General features: G+C 36.1%; 20 protein-coding genes. 15 read left to right on the top strand and 5 right to left on the bottom strand.

Annotated features, from left to right (window positions below):
- The first annotated feature begins 3 nt into the window (after positions 1-3).
- Together N2Z72_03670 and N2Z72_03665 are read left to right on the top strand one after the other, a co-directional pair.
- A complete protein-coding gene (locus N2Z72_03670) occupies positions 4-3,555 on the top strand; it encodes an immunoglobulin domain-containing protein (protein ID MCX7696777.1) in 3,552 nt (1,183 codons plus the stop codon).
- On the top strand, positions 3,542-4,351 hold the full coding sequence (locus N2Z72_03665; GenBank protein MCX7696776.1) for a class II aldolase/adducin family protein: 810 nt from the start codon (positions 3,542-3,544) through the stop codon (positions 4,349-4,351). Before N2Z72_03670 ends, N2Z72_03665 begins: the two co-directional genes overlap by 14 nt.
- Here the strand turns inward: N2Z72_03665 and sucC are convergent.
- A complete protein-coding gene (gene sucC, locus N2Z72_03660) occupies positions 4,348-5,538 on the bottom strand; it encodes an ADP-forming succinate--CoA ligase subunit beta (protein ID MCX7696775.1) in 1,191 nt (396 codons plus the stop codon). The two genes, N2Z72_03665 and sucC, sit on opposite strands and share 4 nt — an antisense overlap.
- Before the next feature lie 130 nt (positions 5,539-5,668).
- Here sucC and N2Z72_03655 point away from each other — a divergent pair, with 130 nt between their 5' ends.
- From N2Z72_03655 to N2Z72_03625, 7 genes are read left to right on the top strand one after another with little or no spacing between them, the layout of a single operon-like run.
- The gene (locus tag N2Z72_03655; GenBank protein MCX7696774.1) at positions 5,669-6,616 is read left to right on the top strand and encodes a bifunctional riboflavin kinase/FAD synthetase; all 948 of its coding nucleotides are present in this window, start codon (positions 5,669-5,671) and stop codon (positions 6,614-6,616) included.
- Positions 6,613-7,203 (top strand): leucine-rich repeat domain-containing protein, encoded by a 591-nt coding sequence (locus N2Z72_03650; protein ID MCX7696773.1) that lies wholly within the window; start codon positions 6,613-6,615, stop codon positions 7,201-7,203. Before N2Z72_03655 ends, N2Z72_03650 begins: the two co-directional genes overlap by 4 nt.
- Positions 7,204-7,226: 23 nt before the next feature.
- Positions 7,227-7,481 carry a DUF3098 domain-containing protein gene (locus N2Z72_03645; protein MCX7696772.1) on the top strand — a complete coding sequence of 85 codons (255 nt, stop codon included), beginning with the start codon at positions 7,227-7,229 and terminating at the stop codon, positions 7,479-7,481.
- Positions 7,478-8,257 carry an undecaprenyl-diphosphate phosphatase gene (locus tag N2Z72_03640; GenBank protein ID MCX7696771.1) on the top strand — a complete coding sequence of 260 codons (780 nt, stop codon included), beginning with the start codon at positions 7,478-7,480 and terminating at the stop codon, positions 8,255-8,257. The genes N2Z72_03645 and N2Z72_03640 overlap by 4 nt, the downstream gene beginning before the upstream one ends.
- 2 nt (positions 8,258-8,259) lie before the next feature.
- The gene (gene truB / locus N2Z72_03635) at positions 8,260-8,973 is read left to right on the top strand and encodes a tRNA pseudouridine(55) synthase TruB (protein MCX7696770.1); all 714 of its coding nucleotides are present in this window, start codon (positions 8,260-8,262) and stop codon (positions 8,971-8,973) included.
- Positions 8,970-9,488 (top strand): hypothetical protein, encoded by a 519-nt coding sequence (locus N2Z72_03630; GenBank protein MCX7696769.1) that lies wholly within the window; start codon positions 8,970-8,972, stop codon positions 9,486-9,488. Before truB ends, N2Z72_03630 begins: the two co-directional genes overlap by 4 nt.
- Positions 9,485-10,816, top strand: a complete 1,332-nt coding sequence (locus N2Z72_03625; protein MCX7696768.1) for an exonuclease domain-containing protein — start codon at positions 9,485-9,487, stop codon at positions 10,814-10,816. Before N2Z72_03630 ends, N2Z72_03625 begins: the two co-directional genes overlap by 4 nt.
- A gap of 4 nt (positions 10,817-10,820) precedes the next feature.
- Here N2Z72_03625 and N2Z72_03620 read toward each other — a convergent pair whose 3' ends face one another.
- Positions 10,821-11,192, bottom strand: coding sequence for a hypothetical protein (locus N2Z72_03620; GenBank protein ID MCX7696767.1), 372 nt, complete (start codon positions 11,190-11,192; stop codon positions 10,821-10,823).
- Positions 11,193-11,333: 141 nt separating this feature from the next.
- On the opposite strand from N2Z72_03620, the gene N2Z72_03615 reads away from it, so the two are divergent.
- From N2Z72_03615 to N2Z72_03590, 6 genes are all read left to right on the top strand, one after another.
- Complete coding sequence (locus N2Z72_03615; protein MCX7696766.1) at positions 11,334-12,272, top strand: transketolase family protein; 939 nt, start codon at positions 11,334-11,336, stop codon at positions 12,270-12,272.
- Entirely contained in the window at positions 12,273-13,028 is a 756-nt protein-coding gene (locus N2Z72_03610) for a M15 family metallopeptidase (protein MCX7696765.1), read from the top strand.
- On the top strand, positions 13,016-13,444 hold the full coding sequence (locus N2Z72_03605; protein ID MCX7696764.1) for a rhodanese-like domain-containing protein: 429 nt from the start codon (positions 13,016-13,018) through the stop codon (positions 13,442-13,444). Before N2Z72_03610 ends, N2Z72_03605 begins: the two co-directional genes overlap by 13 nt.
- Positions 13,445-13,466: 22 nt before the next feature.
- Positions 13,467-13,892: a DUF1573 domain-containing protein gene (locus N2Z72_03600; protein MCX7696763.1), complete on the top strand. Its 426-nt coding sequence runs from the start codon at positions 13,467-13,469 to the stop codon at positions 13,890-13,892.
- A gap of 15 nt (positions 13,893-13,907) precedes the next feature.
- Entirely contained in the window at positions 13,908-14,273 is a 366-nt protein-coding gene (locus tag N2Z72_03595; GenBank protein MCX7696762.1) for a DUF1573 domain-containing protein, read from the top strand.
- A 68-nt stretch (positions 14,274-14,341) separates the two neighbouring features.
- Entirely contained in the window at positions 14,342-15,544 is a 1,203-nt protein-coding gene (locus tag N2Z72_03590; GenBank protein ID MCX7696761.1) for a pyridoxal phosphate-dependent aminotransferase, read from the top strand.
- Here the strand turns inward: N2Z72_03590 and N2Z72_03585 are convergent.
- The 3 genes from N2Z72_03585 to N2Z72_03575 form a co-directional block, all read right to left on the bottom strand.
- Complete coding sequence (locus N2Z72_03585) at positions 15,534-16,778, bottom strand: O-antigen ligase family protein (protein MCX7696760.1); 1,245 nt, start codon at positions 16,776-16,778, stop codon at positions 15,534-15,536. The genes N2Z72_03590 and N2Z72_03585 overlap by 11 nt on opposite strands.
- A 38-nt stretch (positions 16,779-16,816) precedes the next feature.
- Positions 16,817-18,262, bottom strand: coding sequence for a hypothetical protein (locus N2Z72_03580; protein MCX7696759.1), 1,446 nt, complete (start codon positions 18,260-18,262; stop codon positions 16,817-16,819).
- Positions 18,263-18,267: 5 nt separating this feature from the next.
- Positions 18,268-18,905 (bottom strand): hypothetical protein (locus N2Z72_03575; GenBank protein ID MCX7696758.1); only part of this gene is annotated, 638 nt, incomplete at its 5' end.

Raw genomic sequence — 18,905 nt, 5'->3', positions numbered from 1 at the left:
TTTATGTGGATAAAAAGGGGTTTGTTTTTCATCAGTTTTGTCCTGTATCTAGGATTAATGGGGCAGGTGTTAACCGATCAAAAAACAATTTCTGTCCAAAACTCAACAGGAGTCGAAGTTGTATATCCTAGTGTAATTAAATACCCCGTATATTTTGATATTTCACCACCTTTGAGAGATCTTGGCATTGATCCTCCAAAAGAAAAAGGTAAGAAGGTAGATGTTAAAAAACCCCCGTTGCAACCTAACCCTAATGTGAAAGAAATTATAGAAGTAGATCCTGTTCTTCAGAACTTTTTACCTGCTAGTAAAGCAACACCTCAAATTGTTGTGCAATTTGCCGGACCTAATAATAGTAGTTTTCCTCCTGATGCTAATGGATCTGTTGGACCCAATCATTATTTTCAAGCCTATAATGTTCAATACAAGATTTACAATAAACAAGGAAATACGGTGGCAGGTCCTACTAATTATAACACATTGTTCAGTGGGGTGACTGGATCTTCTTACAACGATGGTGATCCTATTATTCTTTATGATGAAAATGCTCAGAGATGGCTGGCGGCTGAATTTTCTGTTTCAGGGTCTAACGATTACATGCTTATCGCTGTAAGCACCTCAAGTGATCCCACAGGAACATGGTATCGATGGTCTTTTGATGTGGACGATATGCCTGATTATATGAAATTTGGTATTTGGCGCGATGGATATTACATGGCTGTCAATAATTCTTCAGGAAAAGATGTATATGTCTTTGATCGATCGACCATGCTTAATGGAGGTAGTAACCCTGCTATGGTTGGCTTTGATAACCCTTATCGCCCCTCTACTGCTTCTGGATTTCATTGTATCATGCCTGTGGATAACGATGGAACATTTGCTCCAAGCGGAACCCCTGGTTTATTTTTAACCATCAACGATAATGCATGGGGTGGGTCTGATCAATTATGGTTATATGCATTGACTGTTAACTGGTCCAATCCCCAGAGTTCGACCTTTTCAAGAATCCAGCAAATCAATGTTCCTGCTTTTGATGCTGTTTTTGGAACTAACTGGAACGACATTACACAAAAAGGCACTACACAAAAATTGGATGCCCTTAGTGAGATGCTTATGTACTCAGTAAAATACAGAAATTTTGGAAATGGTGACGAAAGAATCGTAGCATGTCATGCTGTGGATGTAGGTAGTCAGCAAGCTGGGATTCGTTGGTATGAATTGAAAAAGAATCAAACCTCAGGTCAGTGGGAAATTCGTCAAAGTGGAACCTATAAGCCAGATGCTAATAGTAGATGGAACGCAAGTATTGCTATCAATAAAAATAAAGATATAGCCGTCGCATATAGTATCGCTAGTTCGAATTTATATCCTGGACTTCGTCTTACAGGACAAACAGCATCAGAAAATGTGAATGCTTCAGGCGTTTTTGATGTAAGTGAATATACTATAGCTGATGGAACAACTTATCAAGCTTCCGTTAATCGATGGGGCGATTATGCCCTTATGTCGGTTGATCCAGTGGATGAAGAAACTTTCTGGTTTTCATCATCCTACATGGGTGTAAATACCAGTACAAAAAAAACTACCATCATTGCTTTCAAATTTCCAAATAATACCAATCCAACCAATTTTACAGCTAACGCTGTTTCTTCTTCGCAAATTAACCTAACTTGGAATCTGAATTCCAGTAACAATCCAGTACTTCTAGCATATTCCACCACCCCCACTTTCGGAACCCCTGCAAATGGAACCTCTTATTCACCGGGTCAAAACATTCCAGGGGGTGGGACTGTCATTTATTATGGATCGGCGACATCTTTCTCACATACAGGATTATCTCCCAATACAACTTATTATTATAAGTTATGGAGTAACACAGGAAGTTACAATTGGAGTACAGGTGTTACTGCACAAGCTACCACCCTCACCGCCCCCATTAATTCTTTTCCTTTCACATGGGACTTTGAAAATTCAACTGATTATACGACCGATTTTACACCATGGACAACTTACGATGGCGATGGCAAACCTACTTATCAAAGTGCTGATTGCAATTTCCCCAATGAGGGTTCTGCATTTGCATGGATGTGCATGAATCCCGTTGCAAGTGGCTGGACCGCATCTCAAGGTGATGTAGCTCATGGAGGTTCTCGCTGTGGAATGTCCATCTGTCCTGCCGATGGTTCTGCTAGCAATGATTGGTTTATTTCTCCCCCTATTCAACTTGGTACCAATTCCAGTTTCTCTTTTTGGGCCCTAAGCCCAAAGCCTGGTACATGGGGTAATGATGAATTCAAAGTACTTGTCTCTACCACTAATAATAATCCTTCTAGCTTTACACCCATAAGTGGAAGCAATCCTGTTCAAGCACCCTCAACATGGACCCAATTTACCTACGATCTTTCTTCTTACAACAACCAAACCATTTATCTTGCCATTCAACACGTATCAAGTGGCAAGTTTATGCTTTGGATTGATGATCTTGTGATTAATTCAACAGTGGGTTGTACTGCAGCAACCATAGCCACTCATCCTACCAGTACTTCAGCTTGCCCAGGTTCTCAGGTAAGTTTTACAGTTTCCGCGAATGGCACCCCTCCCATATCTTATCAATGGAAAAAGAACGGCACCAATATCAATGGAGCTACCAATTCAACGTTTACCATAACATCCGTTGGTTCATCAGATGTAGGATCTTACACCTGTGTTGTTAGCAATGCGTGTGGTAATGCTGAAAGCAATCCCGCTACTCTTACACTCTCTAATCCCCCAACTATTACTACACAACCCACCTCTCAATCAGTTTGCCAAGGAAACAATGTTACTTTTAGTATTAATGCTTCTGGCTCATCACCCCTTCAATATCAGTGGAAAAAAGATGGTATTAGTATCCCAGGAGCCACTTCTTCTACCCTAATGCTCTCGTCTGTTACTACTGCAGATGCCGGAACTTATTCTTGTGTGGTTTCTAATAGCTGTGGTTCGACTAACAGTTCCAATGCTACACTTACTGTCTATCCAAGTACCATCATCACATCCCATCCAGCCAATCTTTCTATTAATGAAGGAAGCAATGCTACTTTTACAGTGGTTGCATCTGGCACAAATCTCACCTATCAATGGCAAAAAGATGGAGTTAATCTCTCCAACAACAGCCATATTTCTGGTGCTAATTCTTCAACTCTACAGATTTTCAATGTTACACCTGCAGATCAAGGCTATTATCGATGCATAGTGAATGGAACATGTGGGAACGCCACTTCTAACTCTGCTTTACTTCTTGTAGACCCCTTATCAATTGCCGAAAATTCTTCCCTTCCCTTTGTAATATTTCCTAATCCATCCAATGGAATTTTCTTTATTCATTTCCCCAATAATCCTGTATCTGGCTATTTGTCAATTTATGACCCACAAGGAAAACTTGTACTATGGGAGCATCTTAATGAAATTAATGAAAAACGAATATCACTTGCACACTTATCTGAAGGAACCTATTTATTAAAACTGATAATCAACAATCAAGAATATACTCAGACGGTACATGTTAAATTTTAAACAAGAAATTGAATTCTCCTCTACTTTCTCTCAGCTAGCAACATATCTACACGATAGGGGTTGGGCTTACGCAACAGGAGGTAATATTTCTCTACGTTTCCCATGGAAAGATACTTTTCAAATTTCCATTCTTGACAATTTTCCCCACAAAACTATTTTCCTCAAGGAAAATCCTTACACATATCTCACCAATCATGCTCTAGTTCTCTCAGCTTCAGGAACTTCGATGAGTGAAATAGCTAAAGATCCAGTACAACATGTTGTTTTATGTGTTTTTCATACCAACTATATAGAACTTTACGCTCCTCTTGAAGGTATTTTGCCTACTTCAGAATGGAGAACACATTTTGCTGTCCATCATGCTCTTAAAAAAAAATCGATTGATAGTCATATTCTTGTTCATGCCCATATTCCTTCTCTTATAGCTTTATCCCATATTAAAGTTAACGTTTTTCGTGGAGAACGCAAAATAAATCGATTGCTTTTTTCTCTTTTACCAGAACTTATTATCAGATTACCTGAAGGTATTTCCATTCTATCTTTTGCCCTACCTGGTTCTGAAAAGCTTGCGAATACTACGGCTCATACTATGCTTACATCTCCTATATGTCTATGGCAAAATCATGGTATCGTGATAAGAGGAAAATCTGTAGAAGACATAACTGAACGCTTGGATTTACTTGATCATGCTGTCCATATTTACATGCAAATCAATCACATGCGACTAAATCCGCATCTATTATCCTATCGCACCATTCGCAAACTCAAAAATATTTTTTCTCATTATCCCCATTAAGACAATAATTTATTGATCAATTCAGCTGCCTCCTCAATGTAAATTACAGAATATACTTTTAATCCACTCTCAGCAATAAGTTGTTTTCCTTCTTCTGCATTTGTTCCTTGCAACCGAACCACCACTGGTACAGGTATCTCACCAATGTTCCTGTACGCTTGGACAATACCATTGGCAACGCGATCACAACGAACAATACCTCCAAAAATATTCACAAAAATCAGCCTTACATTGGGATCCTTTAGAATAATGCGAAAACCTTTTTCTACTCTGTCGACATCTGCACTTCCACCCACATCAAGAAAATTAGCAGGTTCACCTCCACTCATCTTAATAACATCCATCGTTGCCATGGCTAGACCTGCTCCGTTAACCATACAACCCACATTGCCGTTTAACTTTATGTAATTAAGTTTATAGTGCGTAGCTTCTCTTTCAAGTGAATCCATTTCATCAGGATCATCCATTTGTGCAATCTCAGGATGCCTGAATAACGCATTGTTATCAATAACCACCTTAGCATCAGCTGCAAATATTTTACCATCCGATGCTTTCAAAACCGGATTGATTTCGACAAGGTTAGCATCTATAGAAATAGCCGCACGGTATAAATTCAGAAGAAAAGAAACCATGTTTTGAAAAGCCACTCCTTTTAAACCAAGATTATATGCCATTCTTCTAGCCTGATACGGCATAAGACCCAACATAGGATCAATGATTTCAGTAAAAATAAGTTCGGGATTTTTCTCAGCAACTACCTCAATTTCCATGCCACCTTGGATGGAATACATAAACATGTATTTTTCCAGGGCTTTATTTAACAGAAAACTAACATAAAACTCCAGCGGTTGTTCTTCTCCTGGATAATATATGTTTTGCTCGATCAAAATCTTTCGTACTAGTTTACCCTCCGCAGAAGTTTGAGGAGTAATTAGCTTGCTCCCGATAAGCTGTTGGGAAAATAACTCAACTTCCTCCATATGGCGAGCTATTTTAATTCCACCAGCCTTACCTCTCCCCCCTGCATGAATTTGAGCTTTAATAGCCCAACCTTCTACTTTGGTTTCATCCCAAACTTTTTTAGCAGCCATCAAAGCTTCTTCAGAATTACTTGCTACATATCCCACTGGAACCAAAACCCCATATTGTTTCAACAACATTTTTGCTTGATACTCATGCAAATTCATAACATCTTTTTTGCAAACGTAATCGAAATTTCTCTAACTAACAAAATCATTAAATTTTCTGATAATACGAAATGTCTTAGATCAAAACTTTTATCACTAAGAAAAAATTATTTTTGCAAACAATCTATACATGAAAACTTTAACTCCAGATAACATCCACGAGTTACACTCTAACCAACTTGCCATCACCGTAGGCACTTTTGATGGAATCCATATAGGGCATCAAACTATTTTAAATAGGCTACATTCGATTGCACGAGAGAAACAAATTCCTTCACTTTTATATACTTTTGCACAACATCCAAGAAACATTCTCTACCAAGGTGACCAAAGTGTTAAAGTTCTAACTACCAACAAGGAAAAAATACACCTATTGTCTTACCTTCCTTTCAAACCAGACTATATTCATTTTCAACCTTTTACAACTGAATTTGCAGAAATACCCCCCGAACATTTCGTCCGTGATATTCTTCACCGTGTTTTTCATGCATCCGTCATCGTCATTGGTCACGATCATGCTTTTGGAAAAAATAGAGAAGGAAACAGCGAGACGCTTGAAAAAATATGTAACGAACTTAAGATTCAACTTATTCGGCTTGAGCCAGTCGAAATAAACGGTCTCATTGTTAGTTCTTCTAAAATCAGAAAACTTCTTACTTATGGAAACATTCAACTGGCAAATCGTTTATTAGGCTATCCTTATACTATTATAGGTACGGTTATCCATGGGGATCACCTTGGCTCAAAATTAGGGTTTCCCACAGCCAACATAGCCATAGACTTATCAGAAAAACTACTCCCACCAAACGGAGTTTACGCTGCTATAATCAAAGTAGATCATCAAGCTTATCCTGCTATGGTCAATATTGGAACAAGACCTACATTCAATGGAAAAAGCCTTAGGTTAGAAGCCCATTTGTTAGATATTAACATTGATCTTTATGGAAAAGAATTAATTATTCAAATTTATGACCGAATTAGAGAAGAAAGAAAATTCTCCTCTTCGGAAGAACTCACTTCCCAACTCCACCGTGATAAAGCTAAAACCCTTGCTCTTCTTGCAAAACAATTCAAATGAAAACAATTGTTTCAATACTTTTCTTCTTTTATACCATTTCTTTATTGACGCAAAATGACTTTAATTACAAATTACTAAAACCTTATAAAAAATTGTCCGAAATTAGACAAAATCCTGATAGTGTCCAATTTATTAAATTGACCCATAAAGGCCTTAAATCTTTCCCATCCGAAATATTCTTATGCAAAAATCTTATCTATCTTGACCTTAGCTTCAATAGAATTGAAGAGATACCACCTCAGATTGCAGAACTTAAAAATCTACGTGTTCTTAATCTCGGTAACAATCGGATTAAAACACTTCCTCCTGAAATAGGCAAGTGTTCTCAACTCTCTACCCTCATTCTTCGTTTCAATGACCTGTCTACCCTACCTTCAGAGATAGGAAATTTAACAAATCTCAAATCTCTTAATTTGGCAGGAACTAATATAACTAGTTTACCTGAAGAAATTCAAAAGATATCCTCTTCTCTTCAATACTTAGATCTTCGAGTTATTCCACTTACCAAAGAACAACAAAGCTATATCGAAAATCTTCTTCCTCATACTAGGATTTTTTTCAGTCAAAGTTGTAATTGCAGAAATTAAAAAAATTAACTTTGCAAAAAAACATGAAGCAAACTCCTCAAAACAAACCCCAAATGGTTTTCGGAAAAATAAACTATTTGCTAATGCTAGGCGGCATCTTACTTATGGCTTTGGGATATCTTTTAATGATAGGTGGTGGTTCCCATGATCCCAAGGTTTTTAATTACGAAATTTTTTCTTTTCAAAGATTGACTTTAGCCCCCATTCTCATTGTTCTAGGAATCGTGGTAAATGTGATAGCCATACTTTACCGCCCAGCAAATAATAATAAGAAATGACACTTTTCGAAGCCATTGTCCTTGCTATAGTCGAAGGCCTAACTGAATTTATACCAGTCTCATCAACGGGACATCTCATTTTAGCTCAATCATTGTTGCAAATTGAATCAACCGAATTTGTCAAAACATATATTATTTCTATCCAGTTCGGAGCAATATTAGCAGTTGTTGTTTTGTATTATAAAGAATTTTTTAAAGACCTTCAGTTCTACCTCAATTTATTTATTGCTTTTTTTCCAGCAGCTCTGCTGGGTTTATTGTTTCATTCCTATATTGAAGAATTTCTGTCTAACGTTCTGATGGTTGTTATTAATCTTTTCATAGTTGGCATAATCATGATTTTCATTGATAAACTTGGAAATAGAGAAGACGCACCTAAGATTACACCGAGACACTCTTTTTTCATAGGCCTTTTCCAGGTTTTTTCAATGTTACCTGGAGTGAGTCGCTCTGCAGCTACCATCATAGGTGGTCTTGCACAAAAACTTAGCAGAAAACAAGCAGCAGAATTTAGTTTTTTTCTCGCAGTACCTACCATCACAGCAGCATCAGGATTTGAGCTTTACAAAAATCATGAAGTTTTGCTTGATCCATTTCATTTGAAATTAATCATTTTGGGCAATTTCATCTCTTTTATAATCGCCATCCTTGTCATAAAATCATTCATTTCATTTCTTGTTAAATTTGGATTTAAGTTTTTTGGTTGGTATCGTATCATATTAAGTATGATTTTCCTGATTTTAATGAATGCAGGAATAACATTTACAAATCTATAAATATGTTCGATTTTGAAAGCGGTGAAATTCTCCTAATTGATAAACCCTACACTTGGACGTCTTTCGACGTAGTCAATTTCATTAAACAAAATCTACACAGGCTTTTGAAAAAACCCATAAAAATTGGTCATGGGGGCACCCTTGATCCACTTGCAACCGGATTACTTATTGTTCTCACTAACAAAAAAACCAAAATGGCTAGCAAAATCCAAAATCTTCCAAAAACATACGAGGGAACTTTCGTCCTCGGAGCTTTTACTCCATCTTTCGACAAAGAAACACTCGACCAGCTTGAGGATGGATACCCAATTGACCATATTACTCCCGAACTTATTATGGAGAAAGCCAAAGAAATGATAGGTAACCAGATGCAAATGCCACCTCAATACAGTGCCATCAAAGTCAACGGCAAAAGAGCTTACGAGTATGTCAGAAATGGTAAAACTATCCATCTATCTCCACGCCCTATTACGATTTATGAATTCAATATCACCCGTATTGAACTTCCTGAAGTGGACTTTCAAATAGTTTGCAGCAAAGGCACTTATATTCGTTCCATTGCAAGAGACTTCGGCGACGCCCTGGAGACAGCAGCTTACCTGGGCTCCCTCTGTAGAACACAAATCGGAAAATATAAACTTGAAGATGCCATGCACCCCAAAGAATTTATCATCTTCGTCGAAAAACTTATCGAAAATAAAATGATTCAAGTATGATCCGCATAATACTTTTCATTTCAGGTCTAATTGTTTTGTTATTGTTATCTTGCAATTCAAGCAATAAAGACAATAAAACAAACCCAAAGGATAGTATCATTCAATATAAGCCTACACAAATCATTTTCATTTTTGAAGACGTCAGGAGAAAATCTGAAGAAAACATTAGAAATTACAAAGCAACAATTACCCCTACAAACATGAACGTTAAAGTATATAATGCATACCGGGTTTTTCACGATACTACTTTTATCCTTCCTGAAAACTTTTTTCATGACATGGTCAAAAGTATCGATTCACTCAAACTTCATAAGAAGGAAGAAATAATCGAATCAGGTTGTGATTCTGGAAAAAACTATAAAATCAAATTATTCGACAATCATAATCAAGAAATTTTGAATGGCTATGCATATTATTGTGGTAAACTTGCTGCAGGGAATCTTTCCGCTGATCCACGCCCGTTATTTGAAAAACTCAAAAAAATTCATGGATTCGAACAACTCATAAAACAATGAATAAATCATATGTGGTTTGTGATGTTGAAACCACAGGTGGAACTTTAAATCAAAATAGAATCATTGAAATTGCACTTATTCGCATAGAAAATCAAAAAATTACCGAAACTTTTCATAGTCTTGTTCATCCTGGCAAACATATTCCTCCTTTCATAACTAATCTAACTGGAATATCCAATGAAATGATTAAAGATGCCCCCTATTTTCATGAAATTGCTTTTGATGTGCTCAATTTTTTTAAAGAATCAATTTTTGTTGCTCATAATGCAACATTTGATTATAAAGTCATACAATCAGAATTTGCCCGTATGGGCATCAATTTTGAAATTCCGATAATTGACACTTTAAGACTTTCGCGCGAATTCTTTCCTGACCTTCCTTCATATCAGCTGAAAAAACTAACTTCTTGGCTTGACATCCCTTTGCATGATCATCATCGCGCTCTTAGCGATGCTATGGCAACAGCAAACCTTTTTCTAAAAATTCTTTCACTTCAAGACTACTCTTTATGTGACAATTTCAACTCTTTTTCATATCTGCCAGATACTCCTGGATTGTTTTTCCTTCTAGATAAAGATAAAAACGTACTTCTTGTCAAAAGCTCTGAGAACATCAGAAAATCCGTACAACAACAATACCGAAGTTTCTATTCACGCAATAAATCACTTCAGCAATCTTTCGAGGATGTTAGTTATATTGAAACTCAAAGTTTACTTATTGCAAATTTGCTTGAATGGGTTGAAACTCAAAAAGTAAAAGCTCATCTTAGGCGCAAACATGGTTTTCTTAAAAAAATAGGAATTTACCATCAGGTAAACGATGAAGGATATATCTGTTTCGAAATTCATCCAACCAGTAAAAAGAAAAACGAACTTCCTCTCATTCACTTCGATACAATAGAAGAAGCCAAAAAAGAACTTTATGCATGGTGTTTAACTAATGAGCTTTACGAAAATCTATGTGGACTCAATAATAAAAATTTACATTGTGAGTATCAACTCTATCATAATACTTACAACCATAAAGAACCTCCAGATATTTACAATCAACGTGTTGAAAATCTTATTTTTTCCCAATTGTTCGAAAAGAAAACTTTTCTCATCATTGATAACCAGAATTCAAACGCTACACCATTTGTATTTATTAAGAATGGACTATTTCAAGGATATGGCTATTTTCCTTCAGATTTTACTTTAACTTCAATTGACGAAATTTATCTGTTTTTGAAAATTATACCACTTCCTCCTCTTGAACTTACCAAATTTCTGAAACTTATTTTAAACTCACCTAAAATCAACAAAACTACAATTCGATTAATTAAGCTTTAAATTGTTATTTAATGTAACCACTGCATGTAGCTGTCCCATAAGGAATCGAGCTTTTGTCTGTAAAAATAACTTTAGATCCTTTCAAAATTTCTACAACTACTTCACCCGAGGCTGTATTGTTCTTCGCTTGTAAGAATACGTACGTATCGGGTTTAACACGAAACTCATATTTCCAGGGTAAAGCAGACGAACTTGAAATGCCCTTGATTTTATTCGACCCCGTTTCATCACGGTACATAATAATGACCTCCGAAGCAGTTCCTGAAACTTTATACGTTACTTTTGATTTAAGGACAATTGGCCAATTATTTTTTTCACATCCACTTATGATAAAAAACACAAAAAATATCGATAGTAAACGCACTATGTATTTCATATTAAATTTTGAGCAAATATAAACATTATTTGAAATTTTGTCATACAAAAGAAAAAAATTATAAATCCTGGGCACATGAAATATTTTTTGACACAAATTTGTTATATGATTAAATTTTTTAAATCTTTGTAAAAAAAATCAGTGGAATTAAAGCCTACTCGTTTTGGGTTTGGTGAAGCATTAAGAGATGTAGGTGAAATAGAAAAACGATTAATTGTTCTTGGTTTAGATATTTCTTCTTCAGTGTGTGTACACTGGTTTGCTGAAAAATTCCCAGAACGTTTTTTTTCAATCGGCATTGCCGAGCAAAACGCAGCTACCATAGCTGCTGGACTTGCCCTGGAAGGTTTTATTCCCGTTTTTAGTACTTATGGCGTTTTTGCAGCTTTCAGAGCATCGGACCAAATACGTATCTCAATATGTTACAATAATATTCATGTCATCATAGGAGGTGCTCATGCTGGCATTTCTGTTGGCCCAGATGGGGCTACTCATCAGGCTCTTGAAGATATTGCCGTTATGCGTGCTCTACCACATATGACTGTACTTTCCCCTTGCGACGCAAATCAAACCTATCTTGCAACCAAGGCTGCAATCCAGCAAATCAAAGGTCCCGTTTATGTTCGTTTTGGTAGAGAAGCCGTTCCCAATTTTACATCCATTACCGACAAATTTACCCCGGGCAAAATCGATGAACTTATCAAAGGAAAAGACGTAACCATCGTCGCCACAGGACATATGGTCTATCATGCTCTCAAGGCCGCTCAAAAGCTTAACACACTGAACATATCTGCATCGGTTCTGAATGTTCATACCATCAAACCTTTAGACCAAGAAAGCCTCATATTCCACGCCCGTAAAACAGGTTGCGTTCTTACCATTGAAGAACATCAAATTCATGGTGGTTTAGGTTCAGCTGTGGCTGAATGTCTTAGTCAACATTATCCTGTTCTCATGAAAATCATGGGCATGCCCGACTCTTTCGGAGAATCTGGTCAACCAGAGGAGTTACTTATTAAGTATGGATTGCATACCGATCAAATCGTAGATGAAGCTCTAAAACTTTTCAAGAAAAAATAAATGCGCTATATATCCTTTATGGTGGCATTGATCTTATTTTGGCTTTTACAGGCTCAAGGCAACCTATTTAATGCAGATTCAATTATGAGAAATTTCTTGTTAGGAAAATATGAACCTTCTAAACATCCTGATTTTACCCTAATAGATTCCCTATATACATATAAGAAGAATATATATATGCAACGCGAAGCCTATGAAGCATTCATACGCATGTGCGACAGCGCTAAAAAAGAAGGTATTCATCTATTCATTGTATCTGCTACAAGAACCTTTAATGACCAAAAAAACATCTGGGAGAAAAAATGGTATGGTAAGAACTTGGTTGAAGGTAAAAACCTTACTCAAACTCATCCTGATCCTGTCGAAAGAGCTCGCTTTATCTTACGTTACAGTAGTATGCCTGGCACTTCTCGTCATCATTGGGGAACTGATATCGATATCAACAGTGTGGATCCTGCTTACTTTAAAACCACTGAAGGTAATCAAGTCTACACTTGGCTTCAAATTCATGCTGCCTCTTTTGGCTTCTGCCAGCCATACATTGAGTTCGGAGAACTTCGTTCAACCGGTTATCAACCTGAACCATGGCATTGGTCCTACATGCCCCTCTCTTCAAAATATCTGCAAGCATACGAAAAATTAATTACTTATGACGATATTAAAGGTTTTGCTGGATCAGAAACAGCTAGAATCTTAAACATTTTTGATAACTTTGTAAAAGGAATTAATAATAATTGTCTTTTATGGAACCACTAGTACTCCTTGAACAATACGCTTTTAAAGTCGAGCAATATTATGCCATTACACCCCGAAAAGCATGGACACTTATTCAACAAAAAGAAGCTGTTTTACTTGACATACGTTCTTTAGATCTTATTAGGTTCAAACAATTCGACATCCCCGATGTTTTTTACTTATGCCAAATGGATGTGACAACAAATCTTTCACAATTGCCATCTGATAAAATTATCATCATTGCCGATTCTACCTCTAATAGAGTTATACCAATGATGAATATTTTAAAAGAAAAAGGCTTTTGTTTTTTGGCAAGCCTTGCTGGTGGTTTTGTCGAATGGGAAAAAGATGGTTTACCTATAAAAGTATTCAAAGAAAACAGACTCAGTGGAAGCTGTACTTGTCAATTACGCTTACGGGAGAAAAAGATGGTATAAAATTTGATTAATAGATTTTGCCATGAAAAAAATAATTATTTTGTTTGTTTTTCTCGTCACCGGACTTAGAGCTCAAAAGGGAGCAGAAATCACATTTCAGAAACTGGTTCATGATTTTGGTCAAATTCAAGAAGGTACAGAAGCAGTTGCCGAATTCGTATTTACCAATACAGGTGATGCTCCACTTCTGATATCCAATGTGAAGTCAAGTTGTGGTTGCACTGTTCCCTTCTATCCCAAAGAACCTATTCTTCCTGGAAAAACAGGTTTGATCAAAGCTCGTTACGACACCAATCGAATTGGTAAATTCAATAAGCAAATTACTGTTCTATCTAATGCTACTAATGGTGAAGTGTCGCTTAGAATTACAGGCGAAGTCATTCAAAAACCTTCTCTAATTATACCTTCCCAGAATTTTGACAATAATAATGTTCCAATAGCACCCTAATAATAAATTCCAGCTATGAAAAAAACAGTTGTATTATTTATTTTTTTGTTGACAGGGGTTCTTCTCAGTCAAGAACCAATCATAACTTTTGAAAAAACCACCCATGATTTTGGTAAAATAAAAAAAGGAAGTAAAGTAAGTTGCGAATTTGTTTTCATAAACACTGGCAAAGCACCTCTTTTTCTTTCAGAACCTCGCTCAACATGCGGTTGTACTGTGCCATCTTACCCTAAAGAACCCATTATGCCTGGTCAAAAAAATAAAATAGTAGTAACATACGACGCCGAAGAAAAAGGAGTTTTCACCAAATACGTTACGGTTTTCTCAAACGCAGAAAATTCACCTGTGGTTCTTGTTATTAAAGGGGTAGTTGAACCATAAATTTTTTGTCTAAATAAAAAAAATATAGCAACTTTGCGTCCATGTAATGTGGGTTTAAATCTTAATTTATGCCAGAAATTTCAAAGAAAGGTCAACTTATGCCTCCTTCGCCAATTAGAAAGCTTGTACCTTATGCAGACCAAGCTAAGGCGAAGGGTATTAAAGTCTATCACTTGAACATTGGACAGCCTGATATCCCAACCCCAGAAATAGCTTTAGAAGCTCTCCGAAATTACCGTGAAAAAGTCATTGAGTATTCTCACAGTGCGGGACTTCTTTCCTACCGAAAAAAACTGGTCGAATATTACGAAAGACATGGAATTTATCTCAACACCGATCAAATCATTGTTACAACTGGTGGCTCGGAAGCTATACTCTTTGCATTTAATTCTACGATGGACGAAGGTGATGAAGTTATTATTCCTGAACCTTACTATGCCAATTACAATGGTTTTGCAGTAAATGCAGGGGTTAGAGTTGTTCCTATTCCTAGTAATATTGAAAATGGTTTTACACTTCCTCCGATCGAAGAATTTGAAAAGAAAATTACTTCTCGTACCAAAGCTATACTCATTTGCAATCCCAACAATCCTACTGGCTATCTCTACAGTAGAGAAGAAATAGAGCAATTAGGGAAATTGGTAAAAAAATATAACCTTTTCCTTATTGCTGATGAAGTCTATCGAGAATTTGTTTTCGATGGTTTTTCTCATTTTTCTGTGATGAATCTGGAAGGGCTTGAGGATCATGTTATCATGGTCGATTCTGTCTCAAAAAGATACAGCGCATGCGGCTTTAGAATCGGTGCTTTTATAACAAGAAACAAAGAACTCTTTTCTACTGCTATGAAATTTGCTCAAGCACGTCTAAGTCCTCCGACTTTCGGTCAAATAGCAGCACAGGCTGCTGTTGATACTCCTGCTTCGTATTTCGAAGAGGTACTTAAAGAATATAAGGCTCGCCGAGACGTTGTAGTAAAATCCATAAATGAAATACCTGGTGCACTATGTCCCACCCCACGCGGTGCATTTTACGTGGTCGCCAGGTTACCTATTGATGATAGCGACAAATTCTGCCAGTGGTTGCTTGAAAATTTTTCAGACAACAACGAAACTATAATGCTTGCTCCTGCAACTGGTTTTTATGCCGATCCAACCCAATCTGGAAAAAATGAAGTTCGCATAAGCTTTGTTCTCGAAGTAAAGCACATGCAACGATCTATGGAATTGCTTAAAATCGCTCTCAACAAATATCCGGGAACTATCCACTAATTTCTTGTGTACTCATCAGGAACGAACTCATTAATACTATAAATACACTACCCGCCTGTGTTTCAAGCATAGATTCAACCATCAAATTAACAAATAAAACAATCCCAAAAGCAATAAGGTAAATTTTTTGCTCATAGAATCCTTTTCTAAAAATGTTAAATACAACAACCAACAACAATAAAAATCCAACTAACCCAGTTGCAAGCCAATTCTGCAAAAATTGATTATGGGCATTGTATCTTTTCTCAATTCCTTTTTTAAAGTTATTCTGTAAGTATTTTTTTGAGAGTTCTTGCTTCACATCTCCAACTCCTACCCCCAAACATAGGTTTTTCTCGATTACTTGTAATGAAGACAGATAGATGAGATATCTGTCGTGTGTGCTTCCTCCCTCTGATTGAACTTGAACTTTTTTCTGCTCAAGGCTTTTTGAAGAGGGAAAGTTCACAACTTGCAGGATTCTGTCTCTAAATACAGAAAATGATAAAAGAAAAAAAATAAACAGAACAATCATCACAAGAAAATACCCCAAAAACCACGTCCATCTCTTTTGCTTGATTAAATATGAAGTATACAAAACATAAATCAAAAATAACGAGATAATATTCGCCTTTGAACTTAATAAAAAAACAAACAGAACCAACAAAAATTGAACAACAATTATGATAGCATTTGTTAATTGATCTAATCGTTTCCGAAGCATGATTTCATGCAAAAAAATTAACCCCGTCACAACATACATCGACAAATAAGATGGATGAAAACTGTTACTTAAAAATGTATAAAAAAAGGAATCAAAAGAATGTGATCGAAAAATATAATCGTAAACGGCAAACCCAATATGATACAAAAAACTAGCAAAAATACCTGCTATCCAAATTACAATAATATGATAAAATTCTTTACATAAAACATCACGAATAGATTTTAGTGAAAAAAAGAAAGAAAAGATCACCATGCTAGCTTTAACTTGCAGATCAAAAACACCAGCATCAATATTCTCAGTATATAAAAGTGATGTAGCAAACATTACCCACAATAAAAACCAATAAAGGTTGATTTCGGAAAATTTGATAATTATCCCCCAACGTTTTGAATTTATCAAATAATACACAGTTCCAACTATTAAAAAAACAATCAGTAGGGATACAACCTTTTTATATAAAGGAATAAAAAACAAAACGAGGTAAAATGGAAGTAGGAAATAGAATTCTTTACCCTTCAATTTTAACATGCGAACAAAAAACTTGTTAAAAATAAAATCAAAAAAAATTATTCAATCTTAAAGCCAATCGTAAAAAACAGATAATGACCATAATGCTTGAGATTAGCTGGTTCTAACTCTTTACCTATACTCTGCAAAAGAGCAGGATTGTATAAGTAGTAGTCCACTTTTTGTATCTGAAATGAATAAGAAATATCGAAGAAATATAATTTTTCTCTATAACTCATCCCTCCAGAAATTATTTTAGTTGAAGCATCATTTAGGTGAAGTTTGTAAGGTGATCCGTACCATGCAAAACCACCACGCACTGCCAATAGGGGCAATTTGATTTCTACTCCGGCTTTTATATTATGACCAGTTTTAAATGAACTCGTTATATTTTCATTTTCATGACTAAACGAGTAGTCGGTACTGCGAATTCTGGCTTGATAATAGTTCACCATTTCGTGTGAAATAGAAAATAAACCAATATAAGGATGTAAAATGCTGACCCCATATTCAAACCTAAAGGGTGTTGTTATTCTGTATTTGAAAATCCCTTGAGGAGATGAACTTTCAAAAGTATTTGTTTCAAGATCGGCACGAACAACTGAATTATAGTTGTCTTTCAAAGATATGCTACTTGGGGTATGAAACGACATCCCCAATCTCAGATGCTTACCAATCTGGTAAATCAATCCAAAACGCGCATTGATACCACTGCCTTTGGTTGTCAAGTAATTGTTATAAGAAAGCATTTTAAAATCAGGTATAGTATCGGCATCGTCATATTCTTTATAATAATTCTCCATTTTGAAACGAACAGAAGGTATACCAAGGCCAATGCCCAAGTACAATTTATCTTCAAAGCTACCGGCAAAAGCTATCGAAAAATCATGCCCCCCGCCTCTAGAGTATATATTATTTTGTTGAAGAACCCCGCCTTCTATTACACGTTCATATGACGAAACTGTACCAACTGTATCGATCAAATACGTATTATATGCTAATTGTGTACTGAAAGGATCAAGCTTATAATAAGGAGTTCCGATAGCATCTGCATAAAATACATCAACAATGGAAGTATTTGGACTGTGTCCTTCAATAAAAAAATTCCGATTAAAACTTGCCAAACTATTAATGCCAAAACCTATCTGCCACCTAGTCCACCCTTTCTCTTGTGCTGTGTTTCCAACAAATACTACACCTATGTTAGGAAATTTAAAAGCAAATTGATTATCATTCATAGCTGAATTCAAATAAGAACTCTTACTAAAAAGAATTGTAAAACCAGGTGTTAAAGTAAACTCAGAAATTTTATAAACTCCCAAACCAGCAGGATTTGAAAAAAGTGTTGATATATCGGCTCCTATGGCATTATAAGAACCTCCAAGACTTGAATAACGTGCAGTACCTATGGGTTGCAAATACGAATATCTTAAAGCATCATATTCATTCTGAGAAAATGTTATTAAGTTAAACAATAGAAAAGCTAAAGTAAAAAACTTCTTCATATTGATTATCTTCTATGTGTTGATGAACCACTACTTGTAGATGGTCTCGATGAAGAAGAGTTGTTACCTCCGGAAAAACTTCTAGACCTATCCGATGAATAATTGGATTCTCTGATCTTTGAAGATGAAGGATTAGAAGTCGAAGGAGAATAAAAAGAGCTGCTTGAATTTGTCGGACGAGAATATTCATTTTTTTGTGGCATACGATGATAAGCCGGAGGAGTATAAGACGGAGTATTAACCCTATTTTGTTTCTGATCTTGAGGGGATGTTGAGTAAGGTGTTTGATAATACGGTTGATTAGGACGAGTACCGTAATAATTTGGGGAAATGATAGTTTCTTTAACTTGATTATGATTGGAGGGTTCAGGTCTGATCGTATTCGACGGCACCTGACCACCAGAGTTGTTCATCTCGTATGTGGGTTGATTGTAATTAGGTGTCTGCTGAGGTCTTGAAATAGATTGACCATTGTTCTGCTGATTAATATTTGGCCTCACACTCGTCCCTGTAGAAACATTGGATTGAGGTCTAATCGTATTTGACGGCACCTGACCACCAGAGTTGTTCATCTCGTATGTGGGTTGATTGTAATTAGGTGTCTGCTGAGGTCTTGAAATAGATTGACCATTGTTCTGCTGAT

Source organism: Bacteroidales bacterium (genome assembly GCA_026418905.1).
GTDB lineage: Bacteria > Bacteroidota > Bacteroidia > Bacteroidales > DTU049 > JAOAAK01.
Note: the sequence above shows the minus strand (reverse complement) of the source record. Positions and strands in the feature narration are given on the sequence as shown.